We start from the raw sequence: 19,140 nt of genomic DNA, 5'->3' as shown, positions 1-19,140 counted from the left end.
TCGTTCCGCCCGTCCTCACGCGCTTTCTCCCCCGAAGACGGCGGCCTTTTCCGGCCGTTCTCGATCATTGTGCGGCGACGGCTTGCGCCAGTTGGTCGAGTGACGGCCTGCGTCGGCGGAAATCGGTTGTCTCGCGCTCGAAGGCATGGCCGAGCCGCAGGACGAGTGCGTCCTCGCCCGGGCGCCCGGCGAGCTGCATGCCGAGCGGCAAGCCGGCGGCATCGAAGCCGTTGCAGAGCGCAAGCGCCGGCTGCCCGGTCATGTTGAACTGGGATGTCAGGGAGGGCGTCTTCGCGCCGAAGAAGGTCGGCGGTTCGTCCGGCAGGAGGGGCGGCGCGGGCTGGGCGCTGCCGGCCGTGAGCAGCACGTCGACATCCCTCATGACGGCCAGCACCATCGCGGTCATCTGCGCGCGCGCCCGCATGGCCTGGACGTAGTCCTCGGCGCGCAGCAGCGCGCCGCCGAGGATCCGGAAGCGCAGGCTGCGGCCGAAATCGCGGGGCCGCTCGCGCAGATCCTTCTCATGCAGGGTGAAGATCTCGGCCGCGGTGAGCGGCATCTTGGCGTCGGTGAATTCGCGCAGGCTCGGCAGCACGACCTCGGTGACGGTACAGCCCATGCGCTCGAACAGCGCGATGCTGTCGTCCATCGCCGCGACGACGGAGGGGGCGGCGTCGAGTTCGTCCTCATACCAGTGCCTGACCACGCCGATGCGCAGCCCTGACACCGTGCCGGCGAGCGCACCCGCATAGTCGACGGCGGGCAGGTCGAGCGAGCCCGGGTCGCGCGGGTCATGGCCTGCCATGGCCTGGAGCATCAGCGCGCAATCCTCGACGGTCCAGGCCATCGGCCCGCAATGATCGAAGGAATAGGAGTTGGGCTGGAGGCCATGGCGGCTGACCAGGCCATAGGTCGGCTTCAGCCCGGCGATGCCGCAGGCGGCGGCGGGCATGCGGATCGAGCCGCCGGTGTCGCTGCCGGTTGCGGCCGGGCAGAGGCCGGCTGCGATCGAGGCGCCGGCGCCGCTCGACGACCCCATCGGCGAGCGCGACAGGTCCCAGGGGTTGCGCGCCGGCGGCCAGGGCAGGTCGTAGGAGGGGCCGCCCATGGCGAATTCCCAGGTCGACTGCTTGCCGAGCAGCACGCCGCCGCCGGCCCGCAGCCTGGCCTGGACGGTGCAATCCCGCGCCGGGACATTCTCTGCGAGCAGCTTGGAATGCGCGCTCGTGAGCACGCCCGCCGTGTCGTAGATGTCCTTCAGCCCATAGGGGATGCCCTGCATGGGCCCGTGGTCGATACCCTCTGCGAACAGGTCCTCGGCCTCGCGCGCCTCGGCCAGCGCCCGTTCCGGCGTGATGGTGATGAAGCTGTTCAGGGCGCCGTCGATGGCCTCGATCCGGTCGAGACAGGCCTGCGTCAGTTCGACGGGCGACAGCTTGCGGCTGCGGAACAGCCTGCCGGCTTCGGCGATGGTCAGTTCGTGAAGCGCCTGCGTCATCGCCTCACGCCTGCTCGTGCGGCATGAACTTGCGCGGATCGAAGACATGCGCCGGCTCGTCGGCCCGGTCGCGCCCGCGCCGCAGCCGCATCAGCATCGGCTCGATGTTGCCATAGGCCAGCACCAGCTCCTCGAAGAGATCGGGTGGCAGGTCGAGGCCGGCGTTTTTCGCCAGAACGGCGATCTCCTCGCGGGTTGCGGGGGCAGGCGGTACGGTTTTGGTCGCAGTCATGATGGGCTCCCTTCACGCGAGTTCGGGCTTGGCGAGGTGCCAGGCGGTGGCGCGCTGATAGGCGTCGCCGGCCCGCAGCACGGTCGCCTCGTCGAAGGGGCGGCCACCGAACTGAAGCGAGAGTGGCAGCCCGCCGGACGAGAAGCCGCAGGGCAGGTTGAGCGCCGGCATGCCGGTCAGGCTGAACGGCATCGTCACGAGCTGACGCTTCTTGAAGAAGTCGACGCCATCGGGAATGGCGGGGTCGGCCGGGGCGAGCCAGCCGGCGGTGACGAACAGGTCGAACCGGGCGAACTGCACCATCATCCGGCTGCAGAGTTCGGCGCGCCAGCGCATCGCCTGGACATAGTCCTCGGCCCGGACGAGCCCGCCGACCATGACGCGGCTGCGCAGCAGCTTGCCGAAATCCTGCGGGCGCGTGCGCATGTCCTTCTCGTGGACCGAGAACAACTCGGAAACGGAGATCGTCGTCTTGGCGTCGACATAGTCGCGCAGGGGATCGAGCGTGACGGTCTCAACGATCGCGCCGAGGTCCCGCAGCACCGCGACGGCCTCGTCGACCGCGGCGACGACCTCGTCGGTCGCCTCCTCGTCGTACCAATGCCGCACCAGCCCGATGCGCAGACCCTTGATCGAGCCCGACAGCGCGGCGAGATAGTCGGGCACCGGCTCGTCGATCGAGCCGGGGTCGCGCGGATCATGCCCCGCGCAGGCGGCCAGCATCACGGCGCAATCCTCGACCGAGCGCGTCATCGGCCCGCAATGGTCGAGCGAATAGGTGTTGGGGTGGACGCCGCGTCGGCTGATGCGGCCATAGGTCGGTTTCAGGCCGGTGATGCCGCACATCGCCGCGGGCCAGCGCACCGAGCCGCCGGTGTCGGTGCCGATTGCGGCCGGTACGAAGCGGGCGCCGACGGCCGCGCCCGAGCCGGAGGACGAGCCGCCGGGCAGGTAGTCGCTGTTCCAGGGGTTGCGTGCCGGCGGCCAGGGCAGGTCCCAGGACGGGCCGCCAATCGCGAATTCGAAGGTCGAGGTCTTGCCGATCAGGACGCCTCCTGCGGCTTCGAGCTTGTCGGCGACGGTCGCGCTCTCCCTGGGAAAGCGCTCGACGAAGATCTTCGAATGCGACGAGGACAGGATGCCGGCAGTATCGACATTGTCCTTGAGGGCGAAGGGAATGCCGTGAAACGGCCCGCGGTCGATGCCCGCCGCCAGTTCCCGCGCGGCGGTGGCCGCCTGTGCCAGCGCTCGCTGCTCCGTGACGGTGATGAAGCTGTTCAGCGCGCCGTCATGACGCGCGATCCGGTCGAGGCAGACCTGTGCCAGGGTCACCGGGGAGAGCGCGCCTTCGCGCATCAACCGTCCCAGCCCCAGGACGCTGTGCTCGACCAGTTCATCCGCTGTTCCGGCCTCGGCTTCCATGACCGACATGGCACTCCTCCGTCGTATCTCCGGGATTGTGTACAATAACACTGGGCAATCATCGCCTGGCGATGAGCCTGTCCTCCGGCAAATCAGCAATCGGCGTGCCAATCTTCTCGCTGGCGGCGTGCATGAGGCGGTGGCGTTCAGCGCATATCGCCGGGCTTGGCATAAGGCCCTGCTATTATTCGACTCTGTTGTCCTTTGAGGTGGGCGAGGGCGTCGGGCGCCGCCTGGATCTGACGTTGATCCCGGACGGCTCTGGGCGATCCCGCGTCCCGCGAGGGCCCCTTTGCCCAATCGGCAGCCAAGGCGACGATGTCTACGTTACGTCGCGGCAGTGGCGTGCAGGATATTCGTTTTTAATATCAATTGTTTATGGAGGTTTCGTGCAAAAGAATGCCTTCTGCGTAAATTGTGTACAAAATCGCGATGCGGTAGAATTGCGGTAGATAGCGGGCTTGGGCCTGCGTAAAGCGGGGGCTCAGGAGGCGTCATGGTCACACGAACCGAGTCAGTCACGCGCCGGCTTCGCGAGGCCGTGCTCGAGGGCGGCTATGCGCCCGGCGGGCGCCTGAACGAGATGGCGCTGGCCGAGACCATGCAGGTCTCGCGCACGCCGATCCGAGCCGCGCTCAGTGTTCTCTTCGCTGAGGGGCTGCTCGATTACGAGCCGAATTGTGGCTATGTCGTGCGCCGCCTGTCGCTGGACGAGGCAGTCAATATCTACACCGTGAGGGCGACGCTCGAGGGGCTCGCGGCCCGGCTGGCGGCCGAGAACGGACTGACGGCTTCAGAGCGCGAGCGCTTCCAGTCCACGCTCGATGAGATGGAGCAACTCGTCAGCGGCGAGGCCTGGGGCGATGGCGAGCGCCAGCGCTGGGGCGATCTCAACATCGCCTTCCACGGCCTGATCTGCAGCGCGACCGGAAACAGCTATCTCGCCAGCTCGATCCAGCGCACGCGCACGCTGCCGCTCCTGACCGAGTTCGGTGTCAGCACCTTCTTTGCCGAGCGCGCCGTGGTGTGGTGGGACCGCGCCGCCTATCGCCGCTCTCAGGACGACCATCTCGACCTCGGCGAGGCGATCCTCTCGCGTCAGGGCGCGCGCGCGGAGGCCGTCATGCGCGAGCATATCGAACGCGCCGGCCGGCTGATCGGGCGCAAGCTTGCCAACCGCTCCGACGCCGCGCTCGCGCTTTCATAGATTCAATGAACAAGATGGCTGGTGGGATGTCCGGTGTCGGGCATTGCCCGCCACCTGAAGCGCAAGAGGCCGAGCCGACGCGACCTCTGGCATCTAGACAAAGTCGTGGTCACCATAGCCGGGAAGAAGCACTGGATGTGGCGGACGGTCGATCAGGACGGCATATCCTCGATGGGATCGTCCAGGCCCAGCGTAACACCAGGGCAGCGCGGCGCTTGCCGAGGCGTCTTTTGAAGAAGCGGGGCTATGTGCCCCGGCGGATGATCACCGACAAGCTCGGTTCCTATGCTGCGGTTCGCCGCTGCGCGCCAACAGCCGATATTGGAGCAGGCCGCGATTGCCCGAAGGAGAACCATCCCCTGGTGGTTGCTATGCCTGCGCAAACAGGAGATCGCGCTGAGGCTTGGCTCGTGAGCGAAATTCAGGAGGAAGGGTCGTATCTCGCGGATCTTCGTTGCTGGTTATCGATTTTCATAATCGAGCATCGAGATTCATGCGGAGTGGGCAGCGGAATTCGTTTTCAGAAGCGGCGACCGTATTTCAAGGCAAGCGCTTGCCGGAAGCGGCTACGCCGGTCGGCTATGCGGCTCTGATCGAAGTCTATGATCTGTCCGTCCCTCTCCCGCTCGCCTTGGCTGCCATTGGCCCTCGCCACAAGGTCTACGAAGCCGATGGCTGGCACATCTACACGCCGCGCCACGCGCCAGATGCCGATCTCGGCGGGCATCTGGCCTTCGCCCTTCGTTATGAAGGGCTGGATTTAGCCATGCTCAAGGCACTCTTTCGCGTCACCGGCCCCGATCATCGAGTTGGTACGAGCGGCTCCGACCGGCGCCTATGCACGGCGGCTCTGGTTTCTCTACGAATGGCTGCTGGGGGAACAGCTCGCTCTGCCTGATGCAGGGCAGGGTAAGCCCGCGCGCCACGCTCGGTGTCTCCTAACACGGGCTTGCTGTGTCAGGGCGCCCACGACCATGCCTTCAAAGCGAATCTCGCCGCGAGGTTCGGAGGGCCGCCACCAGTCACCGGCGGCGGATTGCCTATCGCAAACGAAGGTCCGCTTACTGGCAATGTGCCAATGTCTGGAAGTGGCGCATTTCGTCCGGACGAACGACTGACGTTTGTGACCCCTAGCCGACGTCTGGAACGTCTGCTTCAGGGCAGCCTGCTGAGGCTGGCGGTCGAGCAGCCAAGGGTGGCCCATTCCAGAAGTCCGGAATGTCCGCTTTTGGGCAGAGCCTACTTAAGTCAAAGCAGGTCATGGCATGTGACCTGCTGCGGCTCTTGGAAATCTTCGGTTGGGCCGCCGGGAGCCGGCGGCGTGGACATTGCTATGCCGGACGTCGGAGATTGCGGTGGAATCTTCGAGTGCGTCCTGTTTGCGGCAGTGGCGGAAGCCTAAAGCACTCGCGTTTCGGCGCACAATTGTACAAGCGCGCTTTGTAGCTCAGTCTCCATTCAAGCAATATCAGAGCCCGTCACGGCGATGGCGCTCGAAGCATAATCATACCGTTCCAAATCCAACGATTATATTCAGGTTCTGAATAATCCTCCAGAGAAGACAGTGGCAAATAGAGCGCTTACAGTGCCAACGACGCCGGGACTTGGTGCGGAATCTATTTCGACGACGTTACTCTTTTCTGATTCTTCGACTATCGAGCGGAAATAGCCTGAGGTGGCGCAGGAACCGGTGATCAGAGGCCCTGATGCTGAAGCGGTATTCGCGGGGTCCCATGCCGGTAAAGTGGAGTAGGTGAGGTTACCTGGGCGAGGGCGAGGTCGTGCCCCAGCCGGCCGCAATTCGATGGCAATGCGGATTGCTCTACATGCTCGGTCGTCCCAGCCGGTCGAGCAGTGCCGCACCGGTGCGGATGCCGTTGTAGAAGCAGTCGATCTTCATATTCTCGTTGGGGGCGTGGTTCGCCTCATCGGCATTCGCATAAGGCACGACAAAGGCCGGGATGCCGAGGGTTTTCGTGAAGACGTAATCGGGCAAGCTGCCGCCCATGGACGGGTATTCGAGCGGCGCCACGCCCTGCGCTGTGGTGATCGCATCCCGCAGGATCTGTGCCCAAGGTGTATCCATCGGCACGCGCGAAGGCAGCATGCCGTGGCCGTACACGAATTCGACCTCCGGCGCATGGCGCTTCACATGCGCCTCGACTTTCGCCAGCACATCGGCTGGTGTCTGGTTGTCGATCAGGCGGATGTCGCATTTCGCGAAGGCTTCGCAGGGCAACACGGTCTTGGAGCCGGGGCCACCATAGCCGCCATGCAGACCGTTGATCGTCAACGTCGGATGGAACATCAGCCGGTCGTAGAAGGGGCGATCGGCCGGCGCGTCGAGCCTGGAGAGGCCGAGTTCGCTCATCACCCCGGGCAGATCGAGCGGCAGCCTGGCGGCGGCCGCCTTCTCCAGCGCTCCGGGCGGGATGACGGCGTCGTGCAGCCCTTCGATCGTGATCTCGCCCTTCGCGTTCTTCATCGTGCCGAGCAGGTGGACCAGCGTCCAGATCGGGTTGGGCACGACCCCGCCGAAATTGCCCGAATGCACGTCGCGCCTGGCGTGGCGCACGCGCAGCTCGAAGGTCGCGATGCCGCGTACGCCATAGGTCATGGTCGGCAGGCCGGAGGGGTGCATGCCGCCATCCGAGGTGACGACGAAGTCCGCCTTCAGCCGGTCGCGGTAGGTGGCGATGAAGTCGGCGATGCGTGGGCTGCCGATCTCCTCCTCGCCCTCCAGTAGCACGATGACATTGCAGGGCAGCCTGCCATGCACCTTCATATGCGACTCGAGCGCCATCAGCTGCGCGAAATGCTGGCCCTTGTTGTCGCCGATGCCGCGCGCATAGATGCGGCCGTCGCGGATCGTCGGCTCGAATGGCGGGCTGATCCAGGCCTCCAGCGGCTCCGGCGGCTGCACGTCGTAATGGCCGTAGAGCAGGACGGTCGGGGCGCCGGGCGCCTTGTTCCACCGCCCCACCACCATGGGATGGCCGGTGGTCGGTATCAGTTCGACGTCGAGCCCGATCTGGCCGATCATGTCGACGAGCAGCGCCGCGACTTCGCCGATGCCGATATCATGCGCCGAGATGCTGGGATAGCGCACATAGTCCATGACCCGCGAGAGGAAGCTTTCGCGGTTGGCGTCGATATGGTCGAAGACAGCGGTCAGCGCCGCATCGGGCTTTTGTGTCATGCTCTGGCTTCCCGGATCGTCGCGGTTGGGTTCTTGGTCAGCAACAGGGCTCCGGATGCGTGCACGATCGCGGACCAGCTTTCCGGCAACAAGGTCGTCGCGTCGAGCTGGGTGACGATGGCCGGGCCTGCGAAGCCGTCGCCGGCTCCCAGCGCGGCGCGGTCATAGGCCGGCACCAGCGCCGGGCCGCCCGGCAGCTCGATCGTCAGCCTCTCAGCCGGCTGCGCACCGCTGCCGGCAGGCAGGGAATGCTTGACCGGCGGGACCATCGTGCCCGCCGCCTCGATGCGCAAGGTCACGAGCTCGATCGGGGCGGTCAGCGCAAAGCCATAGAGGCTGCGATGCGCATCCTCGAAGGCGCGCTCCGCCGCTTCCGCCGTGCCGGTCCAGCCGACGGCGATCTCGCTGCCCTGGCCTTGATAGCGGATCAGCGCCACGGCCTGGCGCGATTGCCGTTCCGGCGCAACGCCTTCGGTGGCCAGCCAGGCGCCCGCCTGCGTTTCGAGCTCGGCTAAGATCGTGCTCGCGACCGCCGCATCGATGGTGCCTGCTTTCGGCAAAGTCCGGCTGAACTCGGCCTTGAGGCTCGCGACCAGCAACCCGTCGGCGCAGAGCACGCCTGGCGCGGGCGGGATCATCACGCGTTCGACGCCCAGCAGATCGGCGAGTGCGCAGCCATGCAGCGGTCCCGCGCCACCGAAAGGCACGAGCGTGAAGTCGCGTGGATCATGCCCGCGCTCGACCGAGACGATGCGCAGCGCGCCGACCATGTGGCTGTCGATGATCTGGAGGATGCCGCGCGCGGCGGCCTCGACCGAGAGCCCGAGCGGTTTTGCTACCTCGGTCTCGACGACGCGCCGCGAAGCCGCGACATCGAGCGCCATGCGCCCGCCGAGCAGCCGCGCCGGCAGATGCCCGAGCACGACATGGGCATCCGTCACCGTGGCGAGCGAGCCGCCGCGTCCATAGGCGGCGGGACCGGGTTCGGCACCGGCGCTCTGCGGGCCGACTTGAAGCGCGCCGTTCTCGATCCGCGCGATCGAGCCGCCGCCTGCGCCGATCGTGACCATGTCGACCATCGGCAGCGGCAGCGGCCAGTCGCCGATCTGGCCCTGTTGCGTCAGGTTGATCCGGCCTTCCTTGATCAGGCAAATGTCCGCGCTCGTGCCGCCGATATCGACGGTCAGGATGTCGTGGATGCCGCAGGCCGCAGCGACATCGCGCGCCCCGACGACACCGGCCGCGGGTCCCGACAATGCGGTCAGCGCCGGCGCTCGGCGGATTACCGAGGCGCCCGCGACCCCGCCATTCGACTGCATCAGCAGGATCGGCGCTGCAACCGCCTCGTCCTTCAGCCGCTGTTCGAGCCGCGCCACATAGGTGGATACGCCGGGCATCACCACCGCATTCAGCACGGTGGCGAGCGAGCGCTCATATTCGCGCACCACCGGTAGCACATCGACCGAGGCCGTGATGGCGACACCCGGCAGCATCTCCCGGAAGATCTCGGCCACACGCAGCTCGTGGGCCGGGTTGGCGAAGGAGTGCAGCAGGCAGATCGCCACCGCCTCGACCGTGAGGTCGCGGCACGCTTCGGCGGCGGCGCGTGCACTGTCCTCGTCCAGAGGCGTGAGCACGATCCCGCCTGGGCCGATGCGCTCTTCGACTTCGAGCGTGCGGGACGGCGGTACCGGGCGCTCGGGCTTGATCCAGGCGTAGAGATTGGCCTTGCGCGGGATATCCTGCCGGCCGATCGAGAGCACATGGCGAAAGCCTGCCGTGGTGACGAGCGCGGCGCGTGCGCCTTTGCCCTCCAGGATCATGTTGGTGGCGACGGTCGTGCCGTGCAGTACGCGGTCGAGTTCCACCGCCTCGCGGCCGGCCTCTTCGAGCGCCAGCCTGACGCCTGCAATGAAGGCGAGCGACGGGTCGCTCGGCACGCTCGGCGTCTTGGCGCGCCAGACCTTGCCGCTCCGGGCATCGTGCAGCGCGACGTCGGTGAAGGTGCCGCCGATATCGACGGCGACCGAAAGGCCGGGCTCAGGAGATGGCATCGACATACTCGTTGCGGTGGAAGGCACGCGTCTCGGGGCGGTTCGCCCGCAGCCTGGCGGTCGCGACCTCGTCGATGCGTCGGCCCGTGATGGCGACGCCATAGAGTGCCGCTGCCGCGTCGGTCCCGACGAAGCCGCCGAGCACGTCCTCCAGCACGGCGGTCGGAGACCTGTCGAAGGGGTGGCCATAGCCGCCGCCGCCGCCGGTTTCGATGCGCAGCACATCGCCGCGCTTCAGCCTGGTCCCGTCCGACAAGGGCGGAATGGGCCTCTCGTTTGTCGTGCCGGGATTCAAGGTCACGCTGCCGACGCCGCCGCCGCGCCCGCCGGCAATGCCCCAGGGCGGGTTCTTGAGGCTGTCGACGCGCACCGCGAAGGTCGCCTCTTCGGCAAGGATCTCGTATTCGCGCACGATGCCGCAGCCGCCGCGATAGCGGCCGGCCCCGCCTGAATCCCGCACGACGCCGTACTGGCGCAGCACGACCGGGTAGCCGGCCTCGAGGAACTCGACCGGATAGTTCTCCTGCGCGACGAAATAGACCGCGTCGATACCATCGGCATAGGGCCGCGCCCCATAGCCCACGCCGAGCCCATCCGACATCAGGAAGGCTTGCAGCTCTCCGGTTTGCGTGCGGAAGGTGCCGCGCATGAAGCTGATGACATAGGCCGAATGCGAGGCCGGTGCGCCGCCGCCGGCGCTGTTGATCAGGCCGTTGATGCCGGCGAGCACGCGCATCATCGTCAGCCCGCGCATGCCGAGCGGGGCAGGGAACTTCGGCCAGAGCAGCGAGCCCTGGCGCAGCCGCACTTCGTCGAGCGCCTGGGGCCCGCCGGCATTGCAGACCTGGCCGGGGTCGCCACCCAGATAATAGAGGCCCAGCGCCATGCCGGGCACGCCCGGATTCATCAGAAAGTTCACGGGTCCGGGTGCCTGGTCGTCGGTGCCGGTCGCATCGAAGATGAAGCGGTCGCCAGAGGCAGTCTTCTCCCGGGTCAGCGCGAAGCGGATTTTGAAGGGGCCATGGCCATGGCCGTCCGAATCGATCGCGTCGGTGAAGCAATGGGTTCCGTAGTCGAAGGTCTCCGCCAGTTTCTCGCGGACCAGCGCGCGCGTCCGGTCCAGTAGCTGGCGCAGCGCGTCGGCGACGACATCCGTGCCGAAGCGCGCGACCAGTTCGCTGACGCGCCTCACGCCGAGTGCATTGGCGGCCATCAGCGCGCGCATGTCGCCGAGGCTTTGTTCGGGAAAGCGCGAATTGCGATGGAAGATCGCCAGCGTCGCCTCGTTCGTCACGCCGCCATTGCTGAGCTTCGTCGGGGGTACGATGATGCCTTCCTGGAATATGTCGGTCGCGTCCGGGCTGATCGAACCGGCGCGAATGCCGCCGATATCGGCGAAATGCGCCCAGCACATCACGAAGGCGCAGCGGCGCCCTTTGTGGAACACGGGCGCGATCAGCACCTGGTCGTTGGAATGGGAGACGGCCCCACGGCTGCCATAGCAGTCATTGTACCAGTAGAGATCGCCCTCCCGCATCGTCTCCAGCGGGAACTCCCGGATGATCGGCCCGGTCATGTCGCCGAAAATAGGAATGTTTGAACCCACCGCCATGACGCCGTCGGCATCGAACAGGCCGGTGTAGAAGTCCTTCTTCTCGCGGATGAAGGCCGAGATCGCCGTCCGTTCGATCAGGGCCTCCATCTCGGCCTGGACGGCGCGGATGGCGCCGCGCACGATCTCGAGCGTCACCGGGTCGCAGAGCGGGCTTTGCGGCGCCGGGGCGGCGCGTGTTTCGTCAGTCCGAAGCATGCCTGTCCCTCTCATTGCCGAACGCTTGTCGGCTCGGCGCCGGACGGCCCCGCGGGGCGTTCATTTCAGGGTTTCCATCAGCCGCATCAGCAGCATCGTGCGTGGCACGATGGAGGAGAGATAGATCTGCTCTTCATGTGTATGGGCACCCTTGCCGTCGAGGCCGAGCCCATCGAGCGTCGGCGCGATCGAGGCGGTGAAATTGCCGTCTGAGCCGCCGCCGGTCTTGAGATCCTGCAGGTCGAAGCCGATCTCGGCAGCGAGACCGCGGGCGTGCTGAAAGAGCGCTTCGATTTCCGCTGACTTCTCATAGCCAGGTCGATTGAGGCCGCCGGTTACTTCCAAGGTGCAATCGGGGTCGTAAGCCTTGATCGCCATCAGCTTCGCAATGGCCCTGTCTCCGATCTCGGGGTTGGGCACACGCATGTCGATCTCGGCGCTGGCGTGCTCGGCCACGACATTGGCCCGCGTGCCGCCGCGGATCACGCCGACATTGACGGTCACGCCCGTTGCGTAATCGGTCATCGCTTCCAGATCGACGATCTGCCGGGCGAGTTCGCGCACCGCGCTACGGCCGTCCTGGTGCCGCGAGCCCGAATGGGCAGGCCGGCCGGTGACCGTGATGTCGAAACGCGCCGTGCCCTTGCGGGCGGTGACGATCTTGCCGCCCTCGCGTGCCGGTTCGGTGACCAGAACATGCGTGGCGCGTCTGGCCTCGGCCTCGATGATCGCACGCGAGGTGTGGCTCCCCACCTCTTCATCGGAGACGAAGAGGTGGCGGATCGGCGGCAGGTTGTTGCGGCCGTCCGCGACCAGCTTGCGCAGCGCAGCGAAGGCTGCGAAGGCGCCGCCCTTCATGTCGCAGATGCCCGGTCCGAAGGCGCTGTCGCCCTCCACCCGGTAGGGCAATTCCTTCGCCAGCGTGCCGATGTCGTGCACCGTGTCGAGATGGCTCAGCACGAGGATGCCCTTCTGCTGTTCGCTGCCCCAGGGCGAGGTCACCAGCAGATGGTCGCCGAAGCCGTCACGTCCGGGTATGCGGATGGTGCGGGTGCCGGCCGCCACGGCATCTGCCTCGACCTTGTCGACCATGCGGTTGACCGCAGCGGCATCCGTCGTCGGGCTCTCGATCTCGACCCATTGACGGATCTCGTCCAGGAGGCTCGTCGTTTCGAAACCGGGATCTGTCATGCTGCGGGTCTCTCTTGCCTGCTATTCGGCTGCGGCCTGCGGCAACCAACCGAGCTTCTTGGAAATCTCGTCTGCCGCTTCCAGCAGCAGACGCACGTAGAAGCTCTCGAGATCGTCCGTCAGCCGCGACTGGGGGCCGGCGACCGAAACCGACGCGATGACGCGGCCGGCGTGGTCACGGATCGGTGCGGCCACCGAGAAGGCGCCGAAGTCGAGATCGCCATGGCTGATGTTGTAGCCGTCGCTGCGAATGCGATCGAGAATGACCGCCAAACGCTTGGGATCGACCACGGTCGATGCGGTGAAGGCTTCCAGCTTGTCTGCCAGTACCGCATCCTGGACATCTTTCGGCGCGAAGGCGAGCAGCAGCTTGGGACTGCCGCCGACGTGCAGCGGGCCGGGGCGGCCGAGTTCTGCATAAAGGCGGATCGGCTGCGGCGACTGGCGGATTGCGAGGCAGATCGTGCCGAGCCCTTCGCGCACATGCAGGCTGACATTCTCTCGGGTCCGGATCGCCAAATCGTCCAGCACGGGGTTCGCGGCCTTCACGAGCGGCGACTGGTATTGCACCCGCTCGGACAGATAGAGCGGCTTGTAGCCGAGCGAATAGGTCTTCTCGCTGGGATCCTTGATCAGGAAGCCGCGGGCCTCCAGGGTCGTGGCCATCCGGAAGGCGAGGGTCTTGGTCGTGCCGCTGAGACGCGCGAGTTCGGACAGTCCGATGTTCTGGTTCTCGGCGACGATCTCGAGGACCTGCAAGGCGCGATCTACGGCTGAGATGATATAGCTCATTGGGTAATGAAATTCCGGCTCATGCGGCGTGAAGATGGCAGGCGGAGTATCTGCCTGCCGTGACTTCGACAAGGCGAGGTTCCTCTTCCCGGCAGCGAGCGAAGACATGGGGGCAGCGATCGCACAGGCGACATCCTGTCGGCGGATGGAGCGCATTGCCGATCGAACCCGAAATCGGCAAGGCGTCGCGGGGCTGATCGACATCGGGCGTCGGGACGGCGGCGATCAGCGCTTTGGTGTAGGGGTGCGCCGGCCGCTGGATGATCTCCTCGGTCGGGCCCTGTTCGACGATGCGGCCGAGATACATCACGATCGTGCGCGAGCAGATATAACGGACCAGCGTCAGATCATGTGAAATCGTGAAGGACGTCAGCGAGAGCCGGGCTTTCAGGTCGCGCAGCAGATTCAGGATGCCGGCGCGCACGCTGACGTCGAGCATCGAGACCGGCTCGTCGGCGACGAGGAATTCCGGCCTTATGACGAGCGCGCGCGCCATGACGATGCGCTGGAGCTGGCCGCCCGAGAGCTGGTGCGGCAGGCTGTCGAGATAGCGCTGCGGCTCGGCAAGGCCCACCAATTTGAGGCTTTCCGCGACACGCTCCGCATGCTCGTCCCTGGGCACGCCCATATTGACCAAGGGTTCGGCGACGATGCGCCGGATCGGGAAACGCGGATTGAGTGCGTCGAACGGATTCTGGAAGACGAGCTGCACCTCGCGCCGGAATGTCCTCAGCCTTGCCGCCTTCATCCGGTCGATGTGCTCGCCGCGATAGGTCAGCTGCCCGCCAGTGGCCGAGGTCAGGCGCAGAAGCAGCCGGCCGACCGTGGTCTTGCCGGAGCCGGATTCGCCGACCAGACCGACGCTCTCGCCCCGATCGATGGCGAGGTCGATCCCGTCGACCGCGCGCACCAACGGGCGCTCCCCGCGCATCATCTGCTGCAGCGACCTGTTCACCGGAAAATGCTTGGACAGGCCATAGGCCTCGATCAGGCGCTCCATGTCGCGACCTTTCCGGCGAGTTCGCGCAGCGCCGGCGCCTCGCCGGCGCGATGGCACGCGACCTTGTGCCCGGTCGAGATTTCGATGATGTCCGGGGAGAGCTCCCGGCATGCCGGCAGGACAAAGGGGCAGCGTGCCGCGAACCGACAGCCGGGCGGAGGGGCGGAGAGATCCGGCGGTGCCCCCTCGATCGGGACGAGCGTGTCGATGCGCGCTTTCAGGTCCGGCGAGGCGTTCATCAGGCCCATCGTGTAGGGATGGGCAGGGGAACCGACGAGTTCGGCCGTCGTGCCGGATTCCACGATCCGGCCGCCATACATCACAGCCGTCAACGTGCAGAGATAGGCGACGACGCTGATATCGTGGGTGACGACGATGGCGGACAGGCCGAGATCCCGTCCGAGCATGCGGATCGTGTCCAGCACCTGACGCTGCACGATGACGTCGAGGGCCGTCACGGGCTCGTCGGCGATGATCAGCTTGGGATTGAGCGCGAGTGCGAGCGCGATCGCCGCGCGCTGGCGCATGCCGCCCGAAAACTGGTGCGGAAAATCCATCAACCGGCTCGGGTCTAGCCCGACCGCGCGGAACAGCTCGGCTGTTCGGGCATCGGAGGCGGCGGCCGAGAGCCCCCCGCGCGAACACAACACTTCGCGCATCTGGTCGCGCAACCGATAGACCGGATCGAGCGCGTTCATCGCGGTCTGTGGCACGAACGAGATCTCGCGCCAGAGCCGCTCGCGCCGTCGCGCCTCCGTCGAGGGCACGAGTTCTTCGCCGGCGAGTTCGACACGCCCGCCTGCGATCCTGGCGTTGCCGGGCAGCACGCCCATGATGGCGCGGGCCAGCGTGGACTTGCCGCAGCCGGATTCGCCGACCAGACCGAGCATCGTTGCCGCGGGGACCTCCAGATCGACGGCGTCGACTGCCTGGATCGTCGCCCCGCCGCGACGATAGGACACCGAGAGGTTCTCGATCTGGAGCAAGGCACCCATCAGCCCTCTCCAAGCTTCGGGAACAGCAGTTCCTCGTAGCCGCGGCTGATCAGGAAGCCCGCGAGGACGACCAGGACGAGACAGATCCCAGGCGGGATGAACCAGAAGTATTGCTGTCGGTCGAGTGCCTGAGAGGCATAGGCATCCTGCAGCATCGTGCCCCAGGAGATGGTGTCGGCCTCGCCGAAACCGAGGAAGCTGAGGCTGGCCTGGGTCAGGATCGCCCAGCCGACCGCGATCGAACCATAGAGGAAGGAGAGCGGCACGATATTGGGAGCGATATGAACCAGCATGATGCGCCATTCGCTAGCGCCGGTGACCCGGGCCGCCTCGACGAACTGGCGCTGGGCCAGCGTCAGCACCTGCGCGCGGATCACGCGCGCCGCGTTCGGCCAGAGCAGGATCGCCACCGCCAGAACGACATTGCGCTGGCTCGGCCCGATCAGCGCCACCAGCACGATCACGAAAGGCAGGAAGGGCAAGCCGAGCACCAGATCGGCCAGCCGCATCAGGGCCCTGTCGACCAAGCCTCCGAGATAGCCCGCAAACAGCCCGACGACGCTGCCGATCATCGCGACCGCGAGCGCCGCGGTGACGCCGACGAAGAAGGAAGGTCGCACTCCCATCACCAGCTGCGAAAACACGTCGCGCCCCAGATTGGTGGTGCCAAGCCAGTGGCCTTGACCCGGCGGCAGCGAGGCGGCGAGGCGCCCGTCGTCCTTGAACAGGATTTCCGTCGGGTCATAGGGCGCGATCAGGTCGGCAAAAATCGCCAGGATCAGGAAGATGACATAGATCGATACACCCATCAGTGCCGAAGGGTGGTGCAGCATGTGTCGCAGCGCACGCGCGATCCGCCCGGGCGTCCTGGGTCTGGGCGCCGCGGCCCCGGCTGTGGCAACGCTCTCAATGGCCGCCATCACCCACCCACCCGCGGGTCGAGCCAGCTATAGAGCAGGTCGGCGACGAAGTTCATCACGACGAGCACGGTGGCGATGGCGAGGAAGGCCCCCTGCGCCAGCGGGTAGTCGCTGCTGGCGACGGCATCGACCAGCATTCGGCCGAGCCCGGGCCAGCTGAACACGCTCTCGATGACGACATTGCCGCCGACCGATTGTCCGAAGCCGAGCGCGAAGGCCGTCACCAGCGGCAGCAGCGCGTTGCGGGCGGCATGCCGCAGGATGATAGTGCGTTCCGGCAGCCCCTTCATCCGCGCCATCGTGACGAATTCCTCGCGCATCACCTCGAGCATATTGGAGCGCATCAGGAGCACCGGCAGGCCCTGGAGATAGATCGCCAGCGTCAGCACCGGCAGCACCAGATGGCGCAGGTAATCCAGTGAGAAGATCCGGTTCCATTCGGAGCTGTAGCGGGCGCCGGCGATGTTGGCGCCGCCCGACGGAAACCAGTTCAGGCCGAAGGCGAAGACCGACAGCACCAGCATGCCCAGCCAGAACTCCGGCGCGGCGCGCGTCGTCAGCACGATCGGGACGGAAATCCGCTCGAACCAGGACCCGCGATGCCAGGCGAGGAAAGCGCCGAAGATCGCGCCGAAGACATAGGCGACGATGAGCGCACCCAGCGTCAGCAGCATCGTGTTCGGCAGCACGGCCAGGACCAGGCCGACGACCGGCTGGCGCTGGCGGAACGACAGGCCGAACTCGCCCCGCGCCAGATTCCACATATAGATGACGTATTGTTCCGACAGCGGCTTATCGAGGCCGAACTGCGCCATGACGTGCTGGCGCTGCTCTTCCGTGAAGGTCGGATCGAGCTGGGCGATCGTCGGATCTCCGGGCATCAGCCGGAACAGGAAGAAAAGGATCGACGCGATCGCCCACAGCACGACGAGCATGTGGACGGCGCGACGGAGAAAATAGGCCATTGCGGTTGCCTCGTCGGTCGGCCTCTATTCGCCCTGCGTCGTTTCCTTCACTCCCTTGGGATAGTGAAGCTTTTTGCCCACCATGACGTAGCCGGCATCGGCCAGCGCCTTCTTGGCTCCATTGAGGTCGGGTTTTGTATCGCTGATGCCGGGCTTGGCCCAGAATTTCAGCGCTGGCGAGATGATCGAATTGGCCGGCTCGGCATAGCCGTTCCAGGCAGCCTGGGCCATGAGCTGGCGGTTCGTCGCCATCGACAGCGCCCGCCGGAACGCCGCATCGTCGAAGGGCGGCCGGCGCTGGTTCGGCGCCAGGAAGCGAAAGCCCATATCCGTCGTCGAGACGACGTTGATCTTGGTGTTTTGCTTGGCGAAATCGGCCAGGATCGCGGGATCTCCGCGATAGTCGGACAGGAAGTTGATTTCGCCTCGGCCAAGCATGCCGAGCGTCGCGCCGGTATTGGTGACGATGCGCAGGATCCAGCGATCGATCTTCGGCTTCTCCCAATAGTCGGTATTGGCCTCCAGCACGACCTCTTCCTGCAGCTTGAAGCGTGCGACCTTGAAAGGGCCCGACCCGATCGGCAGTGGCTCCTGCACGGTCTCGGCATTCTCCGGCTTGTTCTCGAGGTTCTTGAGGATCGGCTCCCAGACATGCTTCGGGATAAGGTTGATCTTGGCCAGCGTCGAGGCCTCGAAGGCAGCGCTCGGCGCGGTCAGGGTGAACCGGACCGTACGGTCGTCGATCGCCTTCACCTCCTTGATGCTGGCGACGAAGGGCTTGTACATCGGCGATTTGTTGCCGAAGGCCGGCGCCTGGAAGGAGAACACCACGTCCTCCACCGTCAGCGGCTTGCCGTCATGCCATTTCTGGCCGGCCCGGATGGTCGCGTCGATGGTGGTGGGATCGACATAGGTGATCTTTTCGGCCGCCCAGGGTGCCGGCAGGCCGTTGGCGTCGATGCGCATCAGCCTGTCCCAGATCAGCTCGGTGAGCCAGCTATCGATGGCGCCACTGATGTAGAGCGGGTTGATCGCGATCAACGCTTCGGAGGCGTTGCAGATCATGTCCTTCTGCGCGGTCAGCGGCTTCACGCGCAGGAATGTCCAGAACGAACGGACGCCGATGCCGGGCTGGTCGATGAAGGAAGCCTGATCCCAAATAGTTTTATCGAAGGCGAAGACGTTCTTGGGATAGACTAGGAAGATGTAGGGCTGATCCTTGGCGATCAGCTCCTGCGTCTTGTAGACGATCTGCTGACGCTTATCCTTGTCCAGCTCGGCGCGCTGCGCCTCGGCCTCGGCCATGTAGTCCTTGTTGATGTAGTTGACGAAATTGTAGCCCTTGTCGGCGGTCGACGGATTGAAAAGGTTATAGGTCAATTCGTCGGGGTCGCTGCGCTCGGGCCGGCCGACCATGCGCCACATCGTCATGTCCCATTTCTCGCGGGTGTTCCAGACCAGCGCCGAGAGCTGCGGACGGGGCAGGCCGCGAACTTCGATCTCGAGCCCCAGCTGACGCCAGGATTGCGCGAGGAGCTGCGCTGCCTGGAATTCCTGCGGGTCGCTCGCCTGTGCTGCCGAGACGATGACGAGCTTGCGGATGGGGTCGCCGGCCTCGGCGGCGAAGCTCGGACGCGCCAGCGATATCGCGGCGACCGATCCGAGAAGCGAGCGACGGGTGATCCTGGCTGACTGCACGGCCGATCTCCTGAATTGATCGTCCCAGCCTCGGCGATCGAGGTTCGGAACGTCGCGTCACTCAGCTAAACCGATGTTTCAATTAATGACAAGCAGGTCATCGGTCGATTTCTGGTGGATTTCATAAATGTCCCAACATTCGCGCATGATGCCGAAA

At 65.8% G+C, this 19,140-nt stretch carries 15 protein-coding genes and 1 pseudogene; 3 read left to right on the top strand and 13 right to left on the bottom strand.

All coding sequences use genetic code 11. The features are described 5' to 3' along the window. Window positions 1-64: 64 nt before the first annotated feature. Genes IED13_RS02140 through IED13_RS02130 form a run of 3 tightly spaced genes read right to left on the bottom strand, consistent with a single transcriptional unit; the run spans window position 65 to window position 3,161 of the window. Entirely contained in the window at window positions 65-1,498 is a 1,434-nt protein-coding gene (locus IED13_RS02140; RefSeq protein WP_191123222.1) for an amidase, read from the bottom strand. A 4-nt stretch (window positions 1,499-1,502) separates the two neighbouring features. Beyond that, the gene (locus IED13_RS02135) at window positions 1,503-1,730 is read right to left on the bottom strand and encodes a hypothetical protein (protein WP_191123221.1); all 228 of its coding nucleotides are present in this window, start codon (window positions 1,728-1,730) and stop codon (window positions 1,503-1,505) included. Between the two features lie 12 nt (window positions 1,731-1,742). Beyond that, window positions 1,743-3,161: an amidase gene (locus IED13_RS02130; protein ID WP_210323464.1), complete on the bottom strand. Its 1,419-nt coding sequence runs from the start codon at window positions 3,159-3,161 to the stop codon at window positions 1,743-1,745. 487 nt (window positions 3,162-3,648) lie between these two features. Between IED13_RS02130 and IED13_RS02125 the strand changes: the two genes are divergently transcribed. The 3 genes and pseudogenes from IED13_RS02125 (at window position 3,649) to IED13_RS02120 (ending at window position 5,257) form a co-directional block, all read left to right on the top strand. Then, window positions 3,649-4,359, top strand: coding sequence for a GntR family transcriptional regulator (locus tag IED13_RS02125; RefSeq protein WP_191123220.1), 711 nt, complete (start codon window positions 3,649-3,651; stop codon window positions 4,357-4,359). 45 nt (window positions 4,360-4,404) lie between these two features. Further along, a pseudogene (locus IED13_RS28640) lies at window positions 4,405-4,661 on the top strand (DDE-type integrase/transposase/recombinase); the annotation flags it as partial. Window positions 4,662-4,813: 152 nt separating this feature from the next. Further along, window positions 4,814-5,257 (top strand): hypothetical protein, encoded by a 444-nt coding sequence (locus IED13_RS02120; protein ID WP_210323463.1) that lies wholly within the window; start codon window positions 4,814-4,816, stop codon window positions 5,255-5,257. Between the two features lie 924 nt (window positions 5,258-6,181). On the opposite strand, the gene IED13_RS02115 is transcribed toward IED13_RS02120, so the two are convergent. From IED13_RS02115 to IED13_RS02070, 10 genes are read right to left on the bottom strand one after another with little or no spacing between them, the layout of a single operon-like run. Beyond that, a complete protein-coding gene (locus tag IED13_RS02115; protein WP_191123219.1) occupies window positions 6,182-7,558 on the bottom strand; it encodes a M20/M25/M40 family metallo-hydrolase in 1,377 nt (458 codons plus the stop codon). Further along, window positions 7,555-9,612 (bottom strand): hydantoinase/oxoprolinase family protein, encoded by a 2,058-nt coding sequence (locus tag IED13_RS02110; protein WP_210323462.1) that lies wholly within the window; start codon window positions 9,610-9,612, stop codon window positions 7,555-7,557. Before IED13_RS02110 ends, IED13_RS02115 begins: the two co-directional genes overlap by 4 nt. Next, window positions 9,599-11,422, bottom strand: a complete 1,824-nt coding sequence (locus IED13_RS02105) for a hydantoinase B/oxoprolinase family protein (RefSeq protein ID WP_191123217.1) — start codon at window positions 11,420-11,422, stop codon at window positions 9,599-9,601. Before IED13_RS02105 ends, IED13_RS02110 begins: the two co-directional genes overlap by 14 nt. A gap of 60 nt (window positions 11,423-11,482) precedes the next feature. After that, window positions 11,483-12,613 (bottom strand): M20 family metallopeptidase, encoded by a 1,131-nt coding sequence (locus IED13_RS02100; protein WP_191123216.1) that lies wholly within the window; start codon window positions 12,611-12,613, stop codon window positions 11,483-11,485. A gap of 21 nt (window positions 12,614-12,634) precedes the next feature. Continuing rightward, complete coding sequence (locus IED13_RS02095; protein ID WP_191123215.1) at window positions 12,635-13,405, bottom strand: IclR family transcriptional regulator; 771 nt, start codon at window positions 13,403-13,405, stop codon at window positions 12,635-12,637. A gap of 19 nt (window positions 13,406-13,424) precedes the next feature. After that, window positions 13,425-14,405, bottom strand: a complete 981-nt coding sequence (locus tag IED13_RS02090; protein WP_210323460.1) for an ABC transporter ATP-binding protein — start codon at window positions 14,403-14,405, stop codon at window positions 13,425-13,427. Next, a complete protein-coding gene (locus IED13_RS02085) occupies window positions 14,393-15,400 on the bottom strand; it encodes an ABC transporter ATP-binding protein (protein WP_191123214.1) in 1,008 nt (335 codons plus the stop codon). The genes IED13_RS02090 and IED13_RS02085 overlap by 13 nt, the downstream gene beginning before the upstream one ends. Then, a complete protein-coding gene (locus IED13_RS02080; protein WP_191123213.1) occupies window positions 15,400-16,320 on the bottom strand; it encodes an ABC transporter permease in 921 nt (306 codons plus the stop codon). Before IED13_RS02080 ends, IED13_RS02085 begins: the two co-directional genes overlap by 1 nt. Continuing rightward, complete coding sequence (locus IED13_RS02075) at window positions 16,320-17,285, bottom strand: ABC transporter permease (RefSeq protein ID WP_191123212.1); 966 nt, start codon at window positions 17,283-17,285, stop codon at window positions 16,320-16,322. The genes IED13_RS02080 and IED13_RS02075 overlap by 1 nt, the downstream gene beginning before the upstream one ends. Before the next feature lie 24 nt (window positions 17,286-17,309). After that, the gene (locus tag IED13_RS02070; protein ID WP_260368232.1) at window positions 17,310-18,983 is read right to left on the bottom strand and encodes an ABC transporter substrate-binding protein; all 1,674 of its coding nucleotides are present in this window, start codon (window positions 18,981-18,983) and stop codon (window positions 17,310-17,312) included. Between the last annotated feature and the right edge of the window lie 157 nt (window positions 18,984-19,140).

The organism is Allobosea spartocytisi (assembly GCF_014764685.1).
Lineage (GTDB): Bacteria > Pseudomonadota > Alphaproteobacteria > Rhizobiales > Beijerinckiaceae > Allobosea > Allobosea spartocytisi.
The sequence above is the reverse complement of the archived record's forward strand: the minus strand, read 5'-3'. Positions and strand labels throughout refer to the sequence as shown.

Bases quoted from the DNA above. Each gene is read 5' to 3' on its own strand.
- IED13_RS02105 (WP_191123217.1), bottom strand. From the start codon at position 11,422: ATGCTTCGGACTGACGAAACACGCGCCGCCCCGGCGCCGCAAAGCCCG.
- IED13_RS02130 (WP_210323464.1), bottom strand. From the start codon at position 3,161: ATGTCGGTCATGGAAGCCGAGGCCGGAACAGCGGATGAACTGGTCGAG.
- IED13_RS02080 (WP_191123213.1), bottom strand. From the start codon at position 16,320: ATGGCGGCCATTGAGAGCGTTGCCACAGCCGGGGCCGCGGCGCCCAGA.
- IED13_RS02110 (WP_210323462.1), bottom strand. From the start codon at position 9,612: ATGCCATCTCCTGAGCCCGGCCTTTCGGTCGCCGTCGATATCGGCGGC.
- IED13_RS02125 (WP_191123220.1), top strand. From the start codon at position 3,649: ATGGTCACACGAACCGAGTCAGTCACGCGCCGGCTTCGCGAGGCCGTG.
- IED13_RS02075 (WP_191123212.1), bottom strand. From the start codon at position 17,285: ATGGCCTATTTTCTCCGTCGCGCCGTCCACATGCTCGTCGTGCTGTGG.
- IED13_RS02090 (WP_210323460.1), bottom strand. From the start codon at position 14,405: ATGGAGCGCCTGATCGAGGCCTATGGCCTGTCCAAGCATTTTCCGGTG.
- IED13_RS02100 (WP_191123216.1), bottom strand. From the start codon at position 12,613: ATGACAGATCCCGGTTTCGAAACGACGAGCCTCCTGGACGAGATCCGT.
- IED13_RS02095 (WP_191123215.1), bottom strand. From the start codon at position 13,405: ATGAGCTATATCATCTCAGCCGTAGATCGCGCCTTGCAGGTCCTCGAG.
- IED13_RS02115 (WP_191123219.1), bottom strand. From the start codon at position 7,558: ATGACACAAAAGCCCGATGCGGCGCTGACCGCTGTCTTCGACCATATC.
- IED13_RS02135 (WP_191123221.1), bottom strand. From the start codon at position 1,730: ATGACTGCGACCAAAACCGTACCGCCTGCCCCCGCAACCCGCGAGGAG.
- IED13_RS02140 (WP_191123222.1), bottom strand. From the start codon at position 1,498: ATGACGCAGGCGCTTCACGAACTGACCATCGCCGAAGCCGGCAGGCTG.
- IED13_RS02085 (WP_191123214.1), bottom strand. From the start codon at position 15,400: ATGGGTGCCTTGCTCCAGATCGAGAACCTCTCGGTGTCCTATCGTCGC.